Source organism: Streptomyces sp. NPDC058646, assembly GCF_042716875.1.
Taxonomy (GTDB): domain Bacteria; phylum Actinomycetota; class Actinomycetes; order Streptomycetales; family Streptomycetaceae; genus Streptomyces.
Map to the genome: position 1 here is coordinate 59,518 of NZ_JBHXRK010000023.1, position 19,583 is coordinate 79,100.

The 19,583-nt window shown below is 71.7% G+C and carries 16 protein-coding genes, 1 tRNA gene and 1 pseudogene; 9 read left to right on the forward strand and 9 right to left on the reverse strand.

Annotation, left to right across the window (positions count from 1 at the left end):
* Positions 1–3 precede the first annotated feature (3 nt).
* Genes ACFWUZ_RS25935 through ACFWUZ_RS25950 form a run of 4 tightly spaced genes read right to left on the reverse strand, consistent with a single transcriptional unit; the run spans position 4 to position 3,628 of the window.
* Entirely contained in the window at positions 4–687 is a 684-nt protein-coding gene (locus ACFWUZ_RS25935) for a response regulator (RefSeq protein ID WP_384377484.1), read from the reverse strand.
* Positions 684–1,832, reverse strand: coding sequence for a sensor histidine kinase (locus ACFWUZ_RS25940; protein ID WP_384377488.1), 1,149 nt, complete (start codon positions 1,830–1,832; stop codon positions 684–686). The genes ACFWUZ_RS25935 and ACFWUZ_RS25940 overlap by 4 nt, the downstream gene beginning before the upstream one ends.
* A gap of 44 nt (positions 1,833–1,876) precedes the next feature.
* Positions 1,877–2,566, reverse strand: coding sequence for a glycerophosphodiester phosphodiesterase (locus tag ACFWUZ_RS25945; protein ID WP_384377491.1), 690 nt, complete (start codon positions 2,564–2,566; stop codon positions 1,877–1,879).
* A 36-nt stretch (positions 2,567–2,602) separates the two neighbouring features.
* The gene (locus ACFWUZ_RS25950; protein WP_384377494.1) at positions 2,603–3,628 is read right to left on the reverse strand and encodes an adenosine deaminase; all 1,026 of its coding nucleotides are present in this window, start codon (positions 3,626–3,628) and stop codon (positions 2,603–2,605) included.
* Between the two features lie 204 nt (positions 3,629–3,832).
* On the opposite strand from ACFWUZ_RS25950, the gene ACFWUZ_RS25955 reads away from it, so the two are divergent.
* Positions 3,833–4,447 (forward strand): DUF4190 domain-containing protein, encoded by a 615-nt coding sequence (locus ACFWUZ_RS25955; protein ID WP_384377497.1) that lies wholly within the window; start codon positions 3,833–3,835, stop codon positions 4,445–4,447.
* Here ACFWUZ_RS25955 and ACFWUZ_RS25960 read toward each other — a convergent pair.
* From ACFWUZ_RS25960 to ACFWUZ_RS25970, 3 genes are all read right to left on the reverse strand, one after another.
* Positions 4,432–6,063 carry a TROVE domain-containing protein gene (locus ACFWUZ_RS25960; protein ID WP_384377500.1) on the reverse strand — a complete coding sequence of 544 codons (1,632 nt, stop codon included), beginning with the start codon at positions 6,061–6,063 and terminating at the stop codon, positions 4,432–4,434. The genes ACFWUZ_RS25955 and ACFWUZ_RS25960 overlap by 16 nt on opposite strands.
* Before the next feature lie 339 nt (positions 6,064–6,402).
* Positions 6,403–6,464 (reverse strand) — tRNA-Ser (locus tag ACFWUZ_RS25965).
* Between the two features lie 57 nt (positions 6,465–6,521).
* Complete coding sequence (locus ACFWUZ_RS25970; protein WP_384377503.1) at positions 6,522–7,121, reverse strand: NADAR family protein; 600 nt, start codon at positions 7,119–7,121, stop codon at positions 6,522–6,524.
* 194 nt (positions 7,122–7,315) lie between these two features.
* On the opposite strand from ACFWUZ_RS25970, the gene ACFWUZ_RS25975 reads away from it, so the two are divergent.
* The 8 genes and pseudogenes from ACFWUZ_RS25975 to ACFWUZ_RS26010 all read left to right on the forward strand — a co-directional run bounded on the left by ACFWUZ_RS25975 (position 7,316) and on the right by ACFWUZ_RS26010 (position 17,164).
* Positions 7,316–8,830 carry a gamma-aminobutyraldehyde dehydrogenase gene (locus ACFWUZ_RS25975; RefSeq protein ID WP_384377662.1) on the forward strand — a complete coding sequence of 505 codons (1,515 nt, stop codon included), beginning with the start codon at positions 7,316–7,318 and terminating at the stop codon, positions 8,828–8,830.
* Positions 8,831–8,882: 52 nt separating this feature from the next.
* Entirely contained in the window at positions 8,883–10,130 is a 1,248-nt protein-coding gene (locus ACFWUZ_RS25980) for a spermidine/putrescine ABC transporter substrate-binding protein (RefSeq protein ID WP_384377506.1), read from the forward strand.
* Between the two features lie 155 nt (positions 10,131–10,285).
* Complete coding sequence (locus tag ACFWUZ_RS25985) at positions 10,286–11,434, forward strand: ABC transporter ATP-binding protein (protein ID WP_384377509.1); 1,149 nt, start codon at positions 10,286–10,288, stop codon at positions 11,432–11,434.
* Positions 11,431–12,360 carry an ABC transporter permease gene (locus tag ACFWUZ_RS25990; RefSeq protein WP_384377512.1) on the forward strand — a complete coding sequence of 310 codons (930 nt, stop codon included), beginning with the start codon at positions 11,431–11,433 and terminating at the stop codon, positions 12,358–12,360. Before ACFWUZ_RS25985 ends, ACFWUZ_RS25990 begins: the two co-directional genes overlap by 4 nt.
* Before the next feature lie 83 nt (positions 12,361–12,443).
* On the forward strand, positions 12,444–13,181 hold the full coding sequence (locus ACFWUZ_RS25995; RefSeq protein ID WP_384377665.1) for an ABC transporter permease: 738 nt from the start codon (positions 12,444–12,446) through the stop codon (positions 13,179–13,181).
* 23 nt (positions 13,182–13,204) lie between these two features.
* On the forward strand, positions 13,205–14,623 hold the full coding sequence (locus tag ACFWUZ_RS26000; RefSeq protein WP_384377515.1) for an NAD(P)/FAD-dependent oxidoreductase: 1,419 nt from the start codon (positions 13,205–13,207) through the stop codon (positions 14,621–14,623).
* Between the two features lie 201 nt (positions 14,624–14,824).
* On the forward strand, positions 14,825–15,289 hold the full coding sequence (locus ACFWUZ_RS26005) for a hypothetical protein (RefSeq protein WP_384377518.1): 465 nt from the start codon (positions 14,825–14,827) through the stop codon (positions 15,287–15,289).
* 106 nt (positions 15,290–15,395) lie between these two features.
* Positions 15,396–17,164 (forward strand): annotated as a pseudogene (locus ACFWUZ_RS26010) (chitinase).
* On the opposite strand, the gene ACFWUZ_RS26015 reads toward ACFWUZ_RS26010, so the two are convergent.
* Positions 17,130–17,903 (reverse strand): phosphatase PAP2 family protein, encoded by a 774-nt coding sequence (locus ACFWUZ_RS26015; protein ID WP_384377521.1) that lies wholly within the window; start codon positions 17,901–17,903, stop codon positions 17,130–17,132. The pseudogene ACFWUZ_RS26010 and the gene ACFWUZ_RS26015 overlap by 35 nt on opposite strands.
* Positions 17,904–18,045: 142 nt before the next feature.
* Positions 18,046–19,380 carry a 4-aminobutyrate--2-oxoglutarate transaminase gene (gabT, locus tag ACFWUZ_RS26020; protein WP_384377524.1) on the reverse strand — a complete coding sequence of 445 codons (1,335 nt, stop codon included), beginning with the start codon at positions 19,378–19,380 and terminating at the stop codon, positions 18,046–18,048.
* Positions 19,381–19,583: the final 203 nt, after the last annotated feature.

The window sequence follows — 19,583 nt, forward strand, 5'->3', positions numbered from 1 at the left end:
CCCTCACTCCCCGGCGGGAGTACCCGCCGCGATCAGACCCGTTTCGTACGCGCAGATCACCGCCTGGATCCGGTCCCGCAGCCCCAGCTTCGCCAGCACGTTCCCCACGTGCGACTTCACCGTGTGCTCGCTGACCACCAGCGCGGCCGCGATCTCCGCGTTCGACAGCCCCCGCCCCAGATGGAGCAGCGTCTCCCGTTCCCGCGCCGTCAGCACCTCCAGTACCTCCAGCCGCTCCGCCGCAGGCAGGGAGGGCCGCACCGCCGTCGCCGCCGTGTACTCCTCGATCAGCCGCCGTGCCACCGAAGGCGCCAGCAGGGACTCGCCCGCGGCCACCACCCGTACCGCGTGCACGAGATCGTCCCGCCGGACGTCCTTGAGCAGGAACCCGCTCGCCCCCGCGTGCAGCGCCTCGTACACGTACGCGTCGGAATCGAACGTCGTCAGCATCACCGTCCGGCAGCCGCTCCGCGCCGCGATCGCCCGGCAGGCCTCGATCCCGTCCAGCACCGGCATACGGATGTCCAGCAGCACCACGTCCGGGGCGAGCCGGGCCACCGCCTCCACCGCCGCCGCGCCGTCCCCCACCTCGGCCACGACCTCGATGTCCTCCTGGGCGTCCAGGATCATCGCGAAGCCGCTGCGCACCAGCTCCTGGTCGTCGGCCACCACCACGCGGATCGTCAACTCCCCACCTCCTGGCGCGAGGTTACAAGCACGGCGCTGAGGCAGAAGCCGCGCCCGTCGGGTCCGGGGCCCGTGGTGACCGTCCCCCCGTGCGCGGCCGCCCGCTCCCGGATCCCGGTCAGCCCGTGCCCGCCGACGCCGTCCCCGCCCCCGTCACTGCCGAGGCCGGCCCGCGGCCGACCCCGCCCGTCGTCCGCGACCGTGACCGTCACGTCCCGCGCCGTGTGGTGGAGCCGTACGGACACGCGGCCCGCGGCCGCGTGCTTGACCACGTTCGTCAGGGCCTCCTGCACGATCCGGTAGACGGCCGTGTCCACCGCCGGGGCCAGCGCCCGCACCGCGCCCGTCTCCTCGTACACGATCTGCTGCCCGCCCCGGCGCACCCGGTCCAGCAGCCGCGGGAGCGCGGCCACCCCCGGCTGCGGTTCGCGCGGCGCGGGACCGTCCTCCCGGAGCAGCCCGAGCATCGCGCGCAGCTGCACCATCGCCTCCCGGCCGGTCTCGGAGATGGCCTCGAAGGCCGCCTCGGCCCGCTCAGGGGCCCGTCGCACCGCCACCGGCCCGGCCTCCGCCTGCACGATCATGATGCTGACGGCGTGGGAGAGGATGTCGTGCATCTCCCGCGCGATCCTGGCCCGTTCGCGCGCCACGGCCTGCTCCGCCTCGATCCGGTTGGCCCGTTCCAGCTGCGCCGCCCGGTCCTCGACGGCCGCGGTGTAGGCCTGCCGCGTGTACTGGAGCCGGCCGAGGGCGTAGGCGGCGCCCGCACAGAACAGGGTGAAGGACAGCTCCCTCGCCGCCCCCGTCTCCAGCCCCGTGGCTGCGGACACGGTCAGCACCGACAGGACCCCGACGGCCATCCGCACCCGCGCCGTGCACACCAGGGCGACCGTGTAGAAGGCGATCAGCCCGGCGTAGGGCAGTGGCTGCCCCGGCCCGTCCATGGCCAGCCGGTAGAACGCGCCGACGAGCATGATCACCGCCAGCACGGCGACCGGCCGCCGGCGGCGCCACACCAGCGGCAGCACCGACAGCGTGGTCACCGCGTACGAGCCCCAGGTCGCGGGCGGCAGCGTGGGTTCCCGGGGCAGCACGAAGGGCATCGAGACGGCCAGCTGCACCAGCAGGGTCAGGCCCAGGTCCACGGTCCACGGCCTTGCCCGGCCCAGCCGCGCGGCCAGGGCCCGTATCACCGTCCGAGCTCGGTCCGTACGGCCGCCAGCGCGTCCATCCGGTTGGTCGTGACCGAGTCGACCCCGGCCCTGAGCAGACTGCGCATCGTCCGCTTGGTGTCCGCAGTCCAGGCCGACACCAGCAGCCCGTCGCGGTGGAGGGCGTCCGTCAGCTCGCGGCTGACCAGCCCGAAGCGGTAGTTGAGCCAGCGCGGAGCCACCGCGTCCGTCAGCACCCTGCGCGGCGGAGACAGCGTGGTCCAGGTCAGCGCGATCTCCGCCCCCGGGTCGGCGGCGCGCAGGGCCAGCATGCTCCGGGGGCCGGCGCAGTAGTACGTCCGCTCGCGTGCCCCGCACTCCCGGACCTGGCCGACGACGGTCCGTACCGCCTCCTCCGTGGCGCCGGGCAGGTCGATCATCAGCCGGCCGGGTCCGGCGGCCATCAGCGCGGCGCGCAGGGTCGGGATCCCGCCCTGCGTCAGCTCGTCGAGCTGTGCGGCGGTGACCTCGTCGAGCCGCACGTCGTGACCCCACAGCCGCTGGAGCGACTCGTCGTGGAGCAGGACCGGCACTCCGTCCCGGGTCAGCCGTACGTCGATCTCGACCGCGTCCGCCCCGCGGGCGAACGCGGAGCGGACCGAGGCCAGGGTGTTCTCACGGACACGGTAGGGGTCGCCGCGGTGGGCGACGGCAGTCAGGGTGCGCATGATCCCATTCTCAGGGTGCGCGGGGCCGATCGGGCGTCAGCGCGCGAGCCATTGCGCGGTGTACGTGTCGATCTCCGCGCTGAGCCCGGCCTTGCCGGCCTCGTCCAGGAAGGAGGCCTCGACCGCGTTCTTGGCGAGCTGGGCGAGACCGCGCTCGTCGAGACCGAGGAGGCGGGCGGCCACCGCGTACTCGTTGTTGAGGTCGGAGCCGAACATCGGCGGGTCGTCACTGTTGATGGTGACGAGGACGCCCGCGGCCACCATCTCCTTGACGGGGTGTTCGTCGAGGTCGGCGACCGCGCGGGTGGCGATGTTGGAGGTCGGGCAGACCTCCAGCGCGATGCGGTGCTCGGCGAGGTACGCCAGCAGCTCCGGGTCCTGTGCCGCGCTGGTGCCGTGGCCGATGCGCTCCGCGCCCAGCTCGCGGATGGCGTCCCAGACGCTCTCGGGCCCGGTGGTCTCGCCGGAGTGCGGCACGCTGTGCAGGCCGGCGGCGCGCGCCCGGTCGAAGTACGGCTTGAACTGCGGGCGCGGGACGCCGATCTCGGGGCCGCCGAGGCCGAAGGAGACCAGGCCCTCGGGGCGCAGGTCGACGGCGAGGCGGGTCGTCTCCTCGGCCGCCTCCAGCCCGGCCTCGCCCGGGATGTCGAAGCACCAGCGCAGGATGACGCCGAGTTCGGTCTCGGCGGCCCTGCGGGCGTCCTCGATGGCCTCCATGAAGGCCTTCTCCTCGATGCCGCGGCGGGTGGAGGAGTACGGGGTGATGGTCAGCTCGGCGTAGCGGATGTTCTGCCGGGCCATGTCGCGGGCCACTTCATAGGTCAGCAGCCGCACGTCCTCGGGGGTGCGGACCAGGTCGACGACCGACAGGTAGACCTCGATGAAGTGGGCGAAGTCCGTGAAGGTGAAGTAGTCGGCCAGCGCCTCGGGATCGGTGGGCACCTTCGAGTCCGGGTGCCGGGAGGCGAGTTCGGCGACGATGCGCGGCGAGGCCGAGCCGACGTGGTGGACGTGCAGTTCCGCCTTGGGCAGCCCCGCGATGAAGGGGTGCAGATCGGTCATGGGGGGTGCCTCCGGGCCGGTGAGGATGTGGGTGGTCCGGCCTCATCGTAGGCAGGCCCGGGACTGTCGGCGCCAACGCTTAGCATGGCCGGGAGAGAGGGGGGCCGCATGAGCGAGAACAGTCCCGAGCAGCGAGACCCGTGGGCACCGCCCGAGCGTCCCGCAGGGGGTCGGGGCACGCCGGCCGCGTCAGGTCCGCCGTCCGTGCACGACCAGCCGACGCTCGCCGGGATACCCGGGGCGGATTCCGGCGCTCCCGCCACGCCGCCCCTGCATGCGGACCCGGCGCATCCGAACCCCGGGCAGCCGCCCGCCTCGGCCGCGTACGGCTACCCGGCCCAGCCGGACCCCGGCGGCTACGGCTTCCCCGGCGCACCGCCCGCCCAGCCGGGGTACGGATACCCGGGCGACGCGGGGTACCCCGGCCCGCCCGGCTATCCGGGCCCCGGCGGTTACGCCTCCTACCCGTACGCCGGCCGCCCGCTGAGCAACGGCTTCGGCATCACCGCCCTCGTCCTCGGCGTCCTCGCCGTGGTCGTGGTGTTCGGGTGCATCACCGCCTTCCTGGCGGTCCCGCTGGGCATCGGGGCGATCGTCTACGGCGTGCTGGGCCGCGGCAAGGCGAGCCGTGGCGAGGCGGACAACGGCGGGATGGCGCTGGCCGGCCTCATCACGGGCTCGGTGGGCCTTGCCCTGGGCGCCCTGGTCACGACCGCGATGCTCGCCGGGTTCTGGTTCGACGACTGGGACAGCGACCCCGCCCACGACTACGACGACGGCAGCTCCTACTCGAACTCCCGGTCCTACGAGCGGGTCTGAGCGGCCGGGTCCCCGGCGGCCCACGGCCAGTCGGCGTTCCGGCCGCCCTCGATCAGGGACACCATGCGGAAGGCCGCATCGGTGAGTCCGCCGAAGGTGTGCCGGTTCGCCGAGCCCGAGGGCGCGTGGCCCACCCGGTAGCCGGCCAGGTTCCAGGTGTAGACCGGGACCGACTCCGGCACCCGGGCCGTCGGGTCGCCTCCGTAGTGGTAGTCGGCCTGCTCGTCGGTGACGATCAGGACCCGGTCGTGCCCCTTGAAGTGCTGCCGGACGGCCTCGGAGGTGTTGGTGCCGCCGAGGTCCCCGAACCGCTCCAGCACCTTCAGCACGGACTCGCCGCGCCGGTACGCAACCGCGTGGCTCTTCGTACCGAACTGCACGAGGTCCGCGCGCTCGGCCCGCTGGGCCAGCGCCGCGCCGAAGACCGCGGCCGCGTCCGCCCGGTTGAGCTGGGAGCGGTCCGAGAGCGGGCTCCACATGGACCCCGAGCGGTCGACGAGGATCAGCGTCCGCCCGGGCAGCGCCGGGACGTTGCCCAGCGAGTGGCCGAGCGCCTGTTCCAGCGGGTACGCCCAGCGCAGCGAGGGCGCGTGCTGATAGGCGGCCAGGTAGCGGAAGGGGAACTGCCGGGACCGGGCCACGACCTCCGGGTCGGAGACCTTCGCCGCCACCTGGGCCGCGACCGCGTCCGAGACCCCCGCCTCGTCGAAGTTGCGCAGGTTGCGCAGCAGCGCCATCGGCCCCATGGACGGGATGACCGCCTCCCAGGCGGCCGCGTCCATCGGGCCCTGGAGCCATCCGGCCAGTGCCTCCCAGGTCATGCCCGCCGCGGCGAACCGCTCCGCGCCCTCGGGGGAGACGACCACGGCCCGACGCTCCTCCACCGGCAGGTCCATCAGGGCCCGGTGGGCGACGAGGGTGCGGTTGCCCTCCGGGACCCGCGCGGTCTCCGGGTGGTGCCGCCGGTCGAGGGCGTACCGGAACAGCTCGCCCTGCCAGGCCTTGGCCGGGTCGGGGGAGGCGTGCACGAGGTTGAGGACGTCACCGAAGCGGTATGCCCGCCGGCCCGAGGGGGAGTCGTACTTCAGCAGCGAGGCGCCGTTGTAGAGCCTGCGCACGGCGTCGGCGATGCCTCGCTTGACCGGCTTGGGCACGTTGCGCCCGTACGTGGCCGTCCAGTAGGCCAGCAGTTCGCCGGGCTCGTCCGCGCGCCGCAGTACCGAGTCCACGACCTGGCGGTTCGAGGGCCCGTCGGTGGCACCCGCGTCGAGGCGCGCCTTGACGTACTCGGCTGCTCCGACCAGCGAGGCGGTGCGCATGTTGCCCTCCCCGCGCAGCCAGCCCAGCAGGCCGGCGGTCCACTGCGGGTCCTCGACGGCGAGGGTGCGCACGAGCGCCGCGAAGCGGTCGTCGCGGGCCTCGCCGCTCTCGTAGGCGGTCCGCTGCGTCACGAAGTTGGCGACGGCGAGCAGGAACAGCTCGGATCGCGGATCGCGCAGGTGTCCCCGGCTGCCGTGGTGGTTGGCCGCACGGGCACCGGTGGAGCGGACGGGCGAGGTCGGCGAAGTGGGCGATGCGGGCGCCGCCTTGGAGCGGAGCAGGTTGAAACGAGCCATGTGAATCCCCCCGAATTCATAGGAAGCAGGGGGAGGCGTGACGTGCGGGAGGCCCGAGATCGGAGTCGGCGACGGACTTGTGTCAGCTGCTCTACGCGTCTGAGCTACCGGCCGGAGCCGGGCGGGACTCGAACCCGCGACCCGCTGAACCCGGTGAAGTAACCGTTGCCTGCGCACCGGGCCTCCCGCACGCGTGCCTCCCGAGATCAAGGTGGCGGCGGCATGGTTTCGTGGAAGAAGGAGCCGCAGCCTGCGCACCGGGAGGTGCGTGACGAGTGTCCAGAGATCAGGTTCGGCGAAACCACGTGGTGCTCTACCGACTGAGCTACACCGGCACGAAGCCGGTGACGGGACTCGAACCCGCGGCCGCCCCATTAACAGTGGAAGTAGGTCTCACCTGCGCACCTGGACAAGGATCACGTTAGGGGGCCGGGCCGCGCCGACGCCAGGCATTTACTTCAGGCGCCGTCCTCTTCATCTCGTGCGCGGTCCTCGCGCAGCTCCTCGCGCAGCTCCTCGCGCAGCTGCTCCCGGGCCTCCATCAGGGCGAAGCCCAGCAGGTTCAGACCGCGCCAGCGGGCCGGGTCCAGAGCACGCTGGTCGTCGGCCGCCAGGCCGATGCCCCAGATCCGGTCCATCGGGCTGGCCTCCACCAGCACCCTGTTCCCGGTGGACAGCAGGTAGGACCGCAGCGCCGGGTCGGAGCCGAACTTGTGCACGCTGCCCTCGACCACGAGGGCGAACCGCTCCCGCGCCCAGACCGCGTCGTCGAAGCCGCGCACGAGCCGCCCGGCCTTCTTCGCGGCCGCCGGAGTCGTCGCCTCCAGCGCGGCGCGTTCCGCCTCGGGGTCCCCGAACAGCCGGGCCTTCCCGGCCATCATCCAGTGCTCGGCCGTGGCATAACGGACGTCACCGACAGTGAAAGCGGACGGCCACCACTGGCTCAGGCAGCTGGGGCCGAGCCGGCCGTCCGGCTGCGGGCGATGCCCCCAGAACGGCAGGAACTTCACCCGCTCACCGCGGCTGACCTGCTTGATCAGGTCGTCGATCATTTCCATGCACGCGAGTCTGACAGTCGCCACTGACACTTCGTACGGGATTTCGGGCGTGCCTCGACACATGGTCGACCGATTCCGTCGCGTAATCAAAAGGCAACAACGGAATCACTTGGCCGAGGGCACCACCTCTGCCAGGATCGGCACTCAATTCGAGCTGTAGCTCGAACTGTAGCTACGGAGAGCGTGAGAGCGTGATGGGCAATCGCTTCCAGGTCAAGGACCGCTTCGCGGACGGCGCGCAGTACATCGACGGGCGTCTGAGGCCCGGCACCTCCGGCCGGTCACACACCGTGGTCGACCCGGCCACCGGGGACGAGGTCCTCACCTACGAGCTCGCGAGCACCGCGGACGTCGACGAGGCCGTGGCCGCCGCCGTACGGGCCTTCCCGGGCTGGTCCGGCGCCACCCCCGGCGAGCGCTCGGACGCCCTGCACCGGCTGGCCGCCGTACTGGCCGAGCAGGCGGAGGACTTCGCCGGCGCCGAGTCGCTCCAGTGCGGCAAGCCGATCAAGCTGTCCACGGAGTTCGACGTGCCGGGGACCGTCGACAACACGGCCTTCTTCGCCGGGGCTGCGCGCCACCTCCAGGGGCAGGCGGCCGCGGAGTACTCCGGGGACCACACCTCCTACGTGCGCCGCGAGGCCATCGGAGTCGTCGGGTCCATCGCACCCTGGAACTATCCGCTCCAGATGGCCGCCTGGAAGATCCTCCCGGCCATCGCCGCGGGCAACACCGTCGTGCTCAAGCCCGCCGAGCTGACCCCGCTGACCTCCCTGATGTTCGCGCAGGCCGCCAAGGACGCCGGCCTGCCCGACGGAGTGGTCAACATCGTCACCGGCACGGGCCGGGAGGCCGGGGAGCACCTGGTCGGCCATCCCGACGTGGTCATGACCTCCTTCACCGGCTCCACCGCCGTCGGCAAGCGGGTCGCCGAGATCGCCACCGCCACCGTCAAGCGGCTCCACCTCGAACTCGGCGGCAAGGCCCCCTTCCTCGTCTTCGACGACGCCGACCTGGAGGCCGCCGCGCACGGCGCCGTCGCCGCCTCCCTGATCAACACCGGCCAGGACTGCACCGCCGCGACCCGCGCCTACGTCCAGCGCCCCCTGCACGACGCCTTCGTCGCCCGCGTCGCCGAGCTGATGGAGAGCGTGCGCCTGGGCGACCCCTTCGCACCCGGCACTGACCTCGGCCCGCTGGTCTCGCACGCCCAGCGCGACCGGGTCGCCGGTTTCGTCGAGCGGGCCCGCGGCTACGCCACCGTGGTCACCGGCGGCGAGATCCCGGGCGGCGAACTCGCCGCAGGCGCGTACTACCGGCCCACCCTCATCACGGGCGCCGCGCAGGACAGCGAGGTGGTCCAGTCCGAGATCTTCGGCCCGGTCCTGGTCGTCCTGCCCTTCGACACCGACGACGAGGGCATCGCGCTGGCCAACGACACCCCCTACGGACTCGCCGCCTCCGCCTGGAGCCGGGACCTGTACCGCGCGAACCGGGCCACCCGCGAGATCAAGGCGGGCTGCGTCTGGGTCAACGACCACATTCCGATCATCAGCGAGATGCCCCACGGCGGCTACAAGGCGAGCGGCTTCGGGAAGGACATGAGCGCCTACTCCTTCGAGGAGTACACGCAGGTCAAGCACGTGATGTACGACAACACGGCGGTCGCCGCGAAGGACTGGCACCGCACGATCTTCGGGGACAGATAGCCACCCTGCCGCCGGACCAGCGGCCAGCACCCATCCCGAAAGGGCAACGCGCATGGAGCAGTTCGAGCCCGACCACCTCTCGGCGGCGCAACTCGCCGCGATGCGGCGCAGCCTCACCAGCGGGCGCGGCGCCCTCACCCGCCGCTCGCTGCTGCGCGCCTCCGGAGTCGGAGCGCTCACCGTCGCAGGCCTGTCCTCCCTGACCGCCTGCGGCATCCCGCCCGCCAGGCGCGACGGAACGCCGGTGGCCTCCGACGACCACTCGGAGCAGGAGAAGGAGATCAACTTCTCCAACTGGACCGAGTACATGGACACCAGCGAGGACGAGAAGACCCGCCCCACGCTGGACGAGTTCACCCAGCGGACCGGCATCAAGGTCAAGTACACCGAGGACATCAACGACAACGTCGAGTTCTTCGGCAAGATCCGCCCGCAGCTCGCGGCGGGCCAGGACACGGGCCGCGACCTGATCGTCGTCACGGACTGGCTCGCCGCCCGCATCATCCGGCTCGGCTGGGCGCAGAAGCTGGACCCCTCCCACCTGCCGCACGCCTACGCCAACCTGATCCCGCAGTTCCGCACCCCCGACTGGGACCCGGGCCGCTCCTACAGCTATCCCTGGACCGGCATCGACACCGTCATCGCCTACAACACCAAGGCCACCGACGGGAAGAAGGTCGACTCCGTCACGCAGATGCTCGACGACCCCTCCCTCAAGGGCCGGGTCGGCTTCCTCACCGAGATGCGCGACAGCGTCGGCATGACCCTGCTCGACCAGGGCAAGGACCCGGCGAAGTTCACCACCGCCGACTTCGACGGGGCGATCGGCCGGCTCCAGAAGGGCGTGGACACGAAGCAGATCCGCCGCTTCACCGGCAACGACTACACGGCCGACCTCGACAAGGGCGACCTCGCCGCCTGCCTGGCCTGGGCGGGCGACGTCATCCAGCTCCAGGCCGGCAACCCGGACATCCAGTACGCCATCCCCGCCCCCGGCTACATCACCTCCAGCGACAACCTGCTCATCCCGGTCAAGGCCCGCCACAAGGCCAACGCGGAGAAACTGATCGACTTCTACTACGAGCCCCCGATCGCCGCGCAGCTGGCCGCCTTCATCAGCTACGTGTGCCCGGTCGAGGGCGTCAAGGAGGAGCTGGCCAAGATCGACCCCGCGCTCGCGGACAACCCGCTGATCGTCCCGGACAAGGCGATGGCCGCCAAGGCCCGCGCCTTCCGCTCCCTGAGCAGCGAGGAAGAGACGGCGTACGAAGAGAAGTTCGCCAAGCTCATCGGTGCCTAGCGCTGCCCGGCGCGACAGCGCCCGGCGCCTCCCGCCCGGCGCCCGGCCGGCGCCCGTCCGGAGACCTGCTCCGGGCCGGCGCCCGCCGCGCAGCGCCCGGCCCGCCCCGGCGACCGAGTCCTTGACCCTTCCCCAACCACCCCCGGGACCCACCCATGACTGACAAGACCGCGGGCGGCGACGTCCGCCTCACCGGGATCAGCAAGCACTACGGCACCTTCACCGCCGTGCACCCGCTGGACCTGACCATCCCCCAGGGCTCCTTCTTCGCCCTGCTCGGCGCCTCCGGCTGCGGGAAGACCACCACCCTGCGCATGATCGCCGGACTGGAGGAGCCCTCCACCGGCACGGTCCACCTCGGCGACCGGGAGGTCACCGACCTGCCGCCGTACAAGCGCCCGGTCAACACGGTCTTCCAGAGCTACGCGCTCTTCCCGCACCTGAGCATCTACGAGAACGTCGCCTTCGGGCTGCGCCGGCGCGGCATCAAGTCCGTCAAGAAGCAGGTCGACGACATGCTGGAGCTGGTCCAGCTCGGCCAGTTCGCCCAGCGCCGGCCGCACCAGCTCTCCGGCGGCCAGCAGCAGCGCGTCGCCGTCGCCCGGGCCCTGATCAACCACCCGCAGGTGCTTCTCCTCGACGAGCCGCTGGGCGCCCTCGACCTCAAGCTGCGCCGCCAGATGCAGCTGGAGCTCAAGCGGATCCAGACCGAGGTCGGCATCACCTTCGTGCACGTCACGCACGACCAGGAGGAGGCCATGACGATGGCCGACACGGTCGCCGTGATGAACGGCGGCCGCGTCGAGCAGCTGGGGGCCCCGGCCGAGCTGTACGAGAACCCGGGCACCACCTTCGTCGCCAACTTCCTCGGCACCTCGAACCTGATCGAGGCCGCGGTGGAGTCCGCCGGCTCCGAGGTGGTGGTCTCCGCCTCCGGCACGACGCTGCGGCTGCCCGCGGGCCGCTGTGCGACCACCCCTTCCACCGGCGGGAAGCTGCTGGTCGGGGTCCGCCCGGAGAAGATCTCCCTGGTCCACGCCGACGAGGAGCACACCCTCGCGGCGGGCCGCAACAAGATCCCCGGACGCATCGCCGCCTCCTCGTTCATCGGCGTCTCCACCCAGTACGTCATCGACAGCCCGGTCTGCCCCGAGCTGGAGGTGTACGCGCAGAACATCGAGCGGGACGCCCGGCTCGTCCCGGGCGCCGAGGTGATCCTGCACTGGAACCCGGAGCACAGCTTCGGCCTCGACGCGGCCCAGGACATCGACGCGGGCATCGAGACGGTCGAGGAGTCCGCGTGACCGTGACAGCCGCGCCGCCCCAGGCGCCCGCCCCCGCCGAACCCCCGGTCCACAAGCCGGCCCTGCGCAAGCGGCTGGTCCCGTACTGGCTGCTGCTGCCCGGCATCCTGTGGCTGCTGGTCTTCTTCGTCCTGCCGATGGTCTACCAGGCCTCCACCTCGGTGCAGACCGGCTCCCTCGAAGAGGGCTTCCAGGTCACCTGGCACTTCCAGACCTACTGGGACGCCTTCACCGAGTACTACCCGCAGTTCCTGCGCTCCCTGCTGTACGCGGGCACCGCCACCGCGCTGTGCCTGCTCCTCGGCTACCCGCTGGCCTACCTGATCGCCTTCAAGGCGGGCCGCTGGCGCAACCTGCTGCTGGTACTGGTCATCGCCCCGTTCTTCACCAGCTTCCTGATCCGCACCCTCGCCTGGAAGACGATCCTGGCCGACGGCGGCCCGGTGGTCGCGGTGCTGAACAGCATCGGCTTCCTCGACGTCACGAGCTGGCTCGGCATGACCCAGGGGGACCGGGTGCTGGCCACACCGCTCGCGGTCGTCTGCGGTCTGACGTACAACTTCCTGCCCTTCATGATCCTGCCGCTGTACTCCTCGCTGGAGCGCATCGACACCCGCCTCCACGAGGCCGCCGGGGACCTGTACGCCCGCCCCGCCACGGTCTTCCGGAAGGTCACCTTCCCGCTGTCCATGCCGGGCGTGGTCTCCGGGACGCTGCTCACGTTCATCCCGGCGAGCGGCGACTACGTCAACGCCGAGCTGCTCGGTTCGACGGACACCCGGATGATCGGCAACGTCATCCAGTCGCAGTACCTGCGGATCCTCGACTACCCGACGGCGGCCGCGCTGTCCTTCATCCTCATGGCGATCGTGCTGATCATGGTCACCATCTACATCCGCCGAGCGGGGACGGAGGACCTGGTCTAGTGTCCAAGCCCATCACGCGCAGCCCACTGGCCTGGATCCGGCGCAACCTGGTCGTCATCGCGGGCCTCGGCACGCTCGCGTACATGATCCTGCCGAACCTCGTCGTGACCGTCTTCTCCTTCAACAACCCCTCGGGGCGGTTCAACTACGCCTGGCAGGAGTTCTCGCTCGACGCGTGGAAGGACCCCTGCGGGGTCGCCGACCTGTGCGGCTCCCTCTCGCTCTCGCTCCAGATCGCCCTGTGGTCCACCCTGGCCGCGACCGCTCTGGGCACCGCGATCGCCTTCGCGCTCGTCCGCTACCGCTTCCGGGCGCGCGGCGCGGTCAACTCGCTGATCTTCCTGCCCATGGCCATGCCCGAGATCGTGATGGCGGCCTCGCTGCTGGCGCTCTTCCTCAACATGGGCATCCAGCTGGGCTTCTGGACGATCCTGATCGCCCACATCATGTTCTGCCTCAGCTTCGTCGTCGCCGCCGTCAAGGCGCGGGTCCTGTCCATGGACCCCCGGCTGGAGGAGGCCGCCCGCGACCTCTACGCGGGGCCGGTGCAGACCTTCGTACGCGTCACCCTGCCGATCGCCGCCCCGGGCATCGCGGCGGGCGCGCTGCTCTCCTTCGCGCTCTCCTTCGACGACTTCATCATCACCAACTTCAACTCGGGCAACACCGTCACCTTCCCCATGTTCGTGTGGGGATCGGCCCAGCGCGGTACGCCCGTGCAGATCAACGTCATCGGCACGGCGATGTTCGTCATCGCGGTGCTGGTGGTCCTCGCCGGCCAGATGGCCGGCAACCGCCGCAAGAAGGCACAACCGAAGTAGACCCCTGTAGGGAGTTGGAAGCCATGGCCCCAGTCGCCATGCGTAGTGTTGCGAAATCCCTTTCCGAAGCGAAGCCGGTCCCGTACTGGCTGGACGACCCCGGCAAGCCCGCCGCGCAGCCGGCGCTCACCACCGACGAGCGGTGCGACCTGCTGGTGATCGGGGCCGGCTACAGCGGCCTGTGGACCGCGCTGCTGGCCAAGGAGCGCGACCCCGGCCGGGACGTCGTGCTGATCGAGAGCAAGGAGGCGGGCTGGGCCGCCTCCGGCCGCAACGGCGGCTTCTGCGCCGCCTCCCTCACCCACGGGTTCGCCAACGGGCTGTCCCGCTGGCCGGACGAACTCGCCCGGCTGGAGGACATGGGCGCCCGCAACCTCGACGCCATCGAGGAGGCCGTCGCCCGCTACGGCATCGACTGCGACTTCGAGCGCACCGGCGAGATCGACGTCGCCACCGAACCCCACCAGGTGGAGGAGCTGCGCGAACTCCACGAGGAGGCCCGGCGCCTCGGCCTCGCCGGCGGCTCCGAGTGGCTGGAGGGCGAGGCCCTGCGCGCCGAGGTCGACTCCCCGACCTTCCTCGCGGGCCTGTGGGACCGCGACGGCGTCGCCATGCTCAACCCGGCGAAGCTGGCCTGGGGCCTGAAGCAGGCCTGCCTCGACCTCGGGGTGCGGATCTACGAGAACACCCGCGGCCTCAAGCTGGCCTCCGCGGGCCGCGGGATGACCGTGCAGACCCCGTACGGGACGATCCTCGCCCGCCGGGTCGCGCTGGGCACCAACATCTTCCCGTCGCTGGTCCGCCGCATCCGCCCGTTCACCGTGCCGGTCTACGACTACGCGCTGATGACCGAACCGCTGACCGAGGAGCAGCTCGCCGCCGTCGGCTGGAAGAACCGGCAGGGCCTGGGCGACAGCGCCAACCAGTTCCACTACTTCCGCATCACCCCCGACCACCGGATCCTGTGGGGCGGTTACGACGCCGTCTACCCCTACCGGGGGAAGCTCGACTCCGAGTACGACCACCGCCCCGAGACCTACCTCACGCTCGCGGAGCACTTCTTCACCGCGTTCCCGCAGCTGGAGGGCGTGAAGTTCAGCCACGCCTGGGGCGGGGCCATCGACACCTGCTCGCGCTTCTCGGCCTTCTTCGGCACCGCGCACTCCGGGAAGGTGGCCTACGCGGCCGGCTACACGGGGCTCGGGGTCGGCGCCACCCGCTTCGGCGCGGACGTGATGCTGGACCTGCTCGACGGCCTCGACACCGAACGCACCCGGCTGGAGATGGTGCGGTCCAAGCCGATGCCCTTCCCGCCGGAGCCGTTCGCCTGGACCGGGATCACCCTGACCAAGTGGTCCCTGGCCCGCGCCGACACCCACGGGGGGCGGCGGAACCTGTGGCTCAGGACCCTGGACCGCCTCGGCCTCGGATTCGACAGCTGACCCGTTCATCCGCCGACCCGTTCATCCCCTGTCCGGTTCCTCCCCTGTCCGGCGCCCGCACGCCGGGCGCCCTCCCGTCGATCACCGTGTGACCCGATTCACTGCCACGGAGTAACGGAACCCGCGTCATAGCCGCCCCCGGACCCGCTCTCTCCCGGTGAGAACCCTTCACCGGAGCGCGAGACGAACGGAGGCCGGGCGATGACCGACCCGGAAGCCAGGGTGGCAGTGGAATGGCTGGTGACGGCGGCGCCGGATCCCGAAGCCTGCCGGTGGGAGTGGGAGCGCAACCCCCACGGGGTCGCCCTGCTGCCCGCCGGCCGGCGCTGGGACGTGCTGATCCTGCCCGGGGGCCTCGGGCAGGCCACCCTCGACGTGCTGTACCTGCTCCTCGACCGGCCCGGCCCGGTGCTCGCCGACTTCGGCGACTCCCGGCTGGGCTTCTTCGTACCGGCGGGGACGGCCTCAGGCTGGATCGGCACCGGCGTACGGGGAGCCGGCCGCGGGAGCTGGATCGTGGTCCCGTACCCCGGCCGGGCGACCGGCGGGGTGCGCTGGGTGGTGCTCCCGGACGCGTGGGGGACGCTCACCGACCCGGCCGTACTGGAGCTCGCCCTGCACGAGGCGGCCGCGCGGGTGCTGGCGGAGGAGGGCCGGACGTCTTGACAAGGGCATTGGTCTGGACCATGTTGGGCGCCGCTGACCCCCTCCATCCCCCCACGCCCCGGAGGCAGTTGTGCGCAGAGCCTGGTCCCTCCTTACGGCCGCCGCCCTGGCGGCGGCCGGATTCCTCGCCGCGGGACCGCCCGCCGCGGCGGCCGACGCCGACCTCGTGCGCAACGGCGGCTTCGAGGCCGGCCTCGACGGCTGGAACTGCTCGGGCGGCAGCGGAGCCCCCGTCACCACGCCCGTCCACGGAGGGAGTTCGGCCCTCCGGGCCACCCCGGCCGGCCAGGACAACGCCCGCTGCTCCCAGACCGTCACCGTCGCACCGGACTCCGCCTACACCCTCGGCGCCTGGGTGCAGGGCGACCACGTCTACCTCGGTGCGGCCGGGACCGGTACCACCGACGTGTCGACCTGGACGCAGAGCCCGGGCGCGTGGAAGCAGCTGACCACCAGCTTCCGCACCGGCCCGGCCACCACCTCGGTGACCGTCTGGACCCACGGCTGGTACGGCCGGCCCGCCCACTTCACCGACGACCTCAGCCTGGTCGGCCCCGACCCGGGCGGCCCCGGCCGCCGGCGGCCCCCACCGGCCTGACCGCCTCCGGCGCCACGGTGAGCAGCGTCGGCCTCTCCTGGACGGCGTCCCCCGGCGCCACCTCGTACAGGGTCCACCGGGACGGCGTCGCGCCGCTCACCGTCACCGGCACCACCGCGACGGTGACCGGCCTGGCCGCCGCCACGACCTATGCCTTCCAGGTCAGCGCGGTGAACGCGGCGGGCGAGTCCCCCAGGAGCGCGACCGTCCCCGCGACCACGGCGAGCAGCCCTGGTGACCCAGGTGACCCGGGCGGCGGCCTCCCGGCGCACGCCCTGGTCGGCTACCTGCACACGAGCTTCGCCAACGGCTCGGGCTACGTCCGGATGGCCGACGTCCCCGCCTCCTGGGACGTCATCAACCTCGCCTTCGGCGAACCCACCTCGGTGACCTCGGGCGACATCCGCTTCCAGCTCTGCCCCGTGGCCGAATGCCCCGAAGCCGAGACCCCGGCGGAGTTCAAGGCGGCCGTCAGGGACAAGCAGGCGGCGGGCAAGAAGGTGCTGATCTCGATCGGCGGCCAGAACGGACAGGTCCAGCTCGCCACCACGGCCGCCCGCGACACCTTCGTCTCCTCCGTCAGCAAGATCATCGACGAGTACGGGCTCGACGGCCTGGACATCGACTTCGAGGGGCACTCCCTCTCCCTGGCCACCGGCGACACCGACTTCCGCGCCCCCACCACCCCGGTCGTCGTCAACCTGATCTCGGCCGTGAAGACCCTGAAGGCCAGGTACGGCCCGGACTTCGTCCTGACCATGGCCCCGGAGACCTTCTTCGTCCAGCTCGGCTACCAGTTCTACGGCTCAGGCCCCTGGGGCGGCCAGGATCCGCGCGCGGGCGCCTACCTCCCCGTCATCCACGCCCTGCGCGACGACCTCACCCTGCTCCACGTCCAGGACTACAACTCGGGCCCGATCATGGGCCTCGACAACCAGTACCACTCCATGGGCGGCGCCGACTTCCACATCGCCATGAACGACATGCTGCTCACCGGCTTCCCGGTCGCGGGCAACACCTCCCGGGTCTTCCCGCCGCTGCGACCCGGGCAGATCGCCATCGGGCTCCCGGCCACGACGAACGCGGGCAACGGCCACACCCCGCCCGCCGAGGTGAACAAGGCCCTGAACTGCCTGACGAAGAACACCGACTGCGGCGGCTACCGGACCCACGGCACCTGGCCCGCCCTGCGCGGCCTGATGACCTGGTCGATCAACTGGGACCGCTTCGGCGGCTGGGAGTTCAGCCGGAACTTCGACGGCTACTTCGGCGGCTGAACCACCGCACCGACAGCAGCAGCGGCACGCACAGGAACAAGCTGGCCACGACGTCCGAGGGCCAGTGGAAACCTCGCAGCACCAGCCCCGCGGCCGTAGCCCCCGTCAGCGCGAGGGCTACGGCCGCAGGCCAGTTCCGGCGGGTGTACGGGGAGACGAGCAGCGCCGCCCCCGCGTAGGCGACGACAGCGGTGGCCGTGTGGCCCGACGGGTAGTAGCCGGCCGCCCAGGGCTCCAGCGGCCCCGGCCGGGCGGTCCACGCCTTGAGCGGCACGACCAGGGCCGGCACCAGGGCCATGGCCAGCCCCGCCGCCAGGGCACCGCGCCGGTCGCCGCGCCAGGCCGCGTACGCCATGGCCAGGACGAGGACGGGCACGGCGACCGGGATGTTCCCGAGGTCCGCGAGGCGTTCGGTGACCGCGTCGGGCGCGCTGCGCACCAGGGCGCGGCTGAGGCGCTCGTCGGCGGTCAGCAGGGGGCCCGTGACCAGGACCTGCCAGGTGATCAGGGAGAGGGCCAGCAGGCAGAACGCCGCCGGGAGGATGGCCGGCCGTCCCGGAACAGGGGGGATGGTTCCGGGACGGCCGCCCGGATCGGGTCGCCGTCCGCCCCGGGGGGTTTGGGGCCGACGACCGTCCGATCGGTGAGGAGTGTGCGCGAACGCAGGCCCAGTGCGGCGCTGGGGAAGCCCGGTACTGGTGTCGCCCCCGGTCTCCCGGGAGCGGGGTGTCTCACTCATCTGCAGAAACCGTACGGCAGCGAAAGAGGGACCGACAGCAGGATCGCGTTCCCGCCATCGGCCCCCCACACTCTCTTCACAGCGCCCGCCCGTTACCGGTGGTAGAGGCGGCGCGCCGCGAGCGGGTGTTCTACCCGTTCGCTCAGATGCCCGCGAACGCGGCCTCGATGATGTCCAGGCCCTCGTTCAGCAGGTCCTCGCCGATGACGATCGGCGGGAGGAAGCGGAGCACGTTGCCGTAGGTGCCGCAGGTGAGGACGAGCAGGCCCTCGGCGTGGCAGGCCTTGGCGAGGGCGCCGGCCGCCTCCGGGAACGGGGTCTTGGACGCAGGGTCCTTGACCAGCTCGATCGCGATCATGGCGCCGCGGCCGCGGATGTCGCCGATGATGTCGTACTTCTCCTGCATGGCCGTCAGGCGGGCCTTCATGACGGACTCGATCTTCTTCGCCGCGGCGTTGAGGTCGAGCTCCTTCATGGTCTCGATGGAACCGAGCGCACCGGCGCAGGCCACCGGGTTGCCGCCGTAGGTGCCGCCCAGGCCACCCGCGTGCGCGGAGTCCATGATCTCGGCGCGGCCGGTCACGGCGGCGAGCGGCAGGCCGCCCGCGATGCCCTTGGCGGTGGTGATCAGGTCGGGGACGATGCCCTCGTCCTCGCACGCGAACCACTGGCCGGTGCGGCAGAAGCCGGACTGGATCTCGTCGGCGACGAAGACGATGCCGTTGTCGTTGGCGAACTTCACGATCGCCGGCAGGAAGCCCTTGGCCGGCTCGATGAAGCCGCCCTCGCCGAGGACCGGCTCGATGATGATCGCGGCGACGTTGTCGGCGCCGATCTGCTTGGTGATCTGGTCGATCGCCTGGGCGGCGGCCTCGGGGCCGCAGTTCTCGGCACCGGTGGGCCAGCGGTAGCCGTAGGCGACCGGGACGCGGTAGACCTCGGGGGCGAACGGCCCGAAGCCCTGCTTGTACGGCATGTTCTTCGCGGTCAGCGCCATCGTCAGGTTGGTACGGCCGTGGTAGCCGTGGTCGAAGACGACGACCGCCTGGCGCTTGGTGTACGAACGGGCGATCTTGACGGCGTTCTCGACGGCCTCGGCACCGGAGTTGAACAGCGCCGACTTCTTCGCGTGGTCGCCCGGGGTCAGCTCGGCGAGGGCCTCGCAGACCTCGACGTAGCCCTCGTACGGCGTGACCATGAAACAGGTGTGCGTGAAGTCCGCGAGCTGCGCGGAGGCGCGGCGCACGACGGCCTCGGCGGAGGCGCCGACCGAGGTCACGGCGATGCCGGAGCCGAAGTCGATCAGGCGGTTGCCGTCGACGTCCTCGATGATGCCGCCGCCCGCGCGGGCCGTGAAGACGGGGAGCACGGAGCCCACGCCGCCGGCCACCGTCTCGAGGCGGCGGGCCTGCAGCTCCTGCGACTTGGGGCCGGGGATCGCGGTGACGATGCGGCGCTCCTGCGGGACAGCGGTCATAGAGGGCTCCTGGGGGGTGTTTTCGGACGCACTTGTGTCTTTGTCCGCAGGCTAGGCCCGGGGGAGGGGGTACTGCATGCTCCGTTCGGGAGTGGTGCCCGCGTGTCCTTGTCCGTGACGGCCATAGGAAGGCCGGGCGCCTGTCTTGTGGACAGTGCCCCGCCGGGGGCCCTGCCGCCGGGCACCGGGCACTAGATTGAGCG

What these genes read in the sequence shown, in the direction of transcription:
- ACFWUZ_RS25945 (WP_384377491.1), bottom strand. Translation starts at nt 2,566, where the DNA reads ATGCGCACCCTGACTGCCGTCGCCCACCGCGGCGACCCCTACCGTGTC.
- ACFWUZ_RS25950 (WP_384377494.1), bottom strand. Translation starts at nt 3,628, where the DNA reads ATGACCGATCTGCACCCCTTCATCGCGGGGCTGCCCAAGGCGGAACTG.
- ACFWUZ_RS25970 (WP_384377503.1), bottom strand. Translation starts at nt 7,121, where the DNA reads ATGGAAATGATCGACGACCTGATCAAGCAGGTCAGCCGCGGTGAGCGG.
- ACFWUZ_RS25960 (WP_384377500.1), bottom strand. Translation starts at nt 6,063, where the DNA reads ATGGCTCGTTTCAACCTGCTCCGCTCCAAGGCGGCGCCCGCATCGCCC.
- ACFWUZ_RS25995 (WP_384377665.1), top strand. Translation starts at nt 12,444, where the DNA reads ATGATCCTGCCGAACCTCGTCGTGACCGTCTTCTCCTTCAACAACCCC.
- gabT (WP_384377524.1), bottom strand. Translation starts at nt 19,380, where the DNA reads ATGACCGCTGTCCCGCAGGAGCGCCGCATCGTCACCGCGATCCCCGGC.
- ACFWUZ_RS26000 (WP_384377515.1), top strand. Translation starts at nt 13,205, where the DNA reads ATGGCCCCAGTCGCCATGCGTAGTGTTGCGAAATCCCTTTCCGAAGCG.
- ACFWUZ_RS25980 (WP_384377506.1), top strand. Translation starts at nt 8,883, where the DNA reads ATGGAGCAGTTCGAGCCCGACCACCTCTCGGCGGCGCAACTCGCCGCG.
- ACFWUZ_RS25985 (WP_384377509.1), top strand. Translation starts at nt 10,286, where the DNA reads ATGACTGACAAGACCGCGGGCGGCGACGTCCGCCTCACCGGGATCAGC.
- ACFWUZ_RS25975 (WP_384377662.1), top strand. Translation starts at nt 7,316, where the DNA reads ATGGGCAATCGCTTCCAGGTCAAGGACCGCTTCGCGGACGGCGCGCAG.
- ACFWUZ_RS26015 (WP_384377521.1), bottom strand. Translation starts at nt 17,903, where the DNA reads ATGAGTGAGACACCCCGCTCCCGGGAGACCGGGGGCGACACCAGTACC.
- ACFWUZ_RS26005 (WP_384377518.1), top strand. Translation starts at nt 14,825, where the DNA reads ATGACCGACCCGGAAGCCAGGGTGGCAGTGGAATGGCTGGTGACGGCG.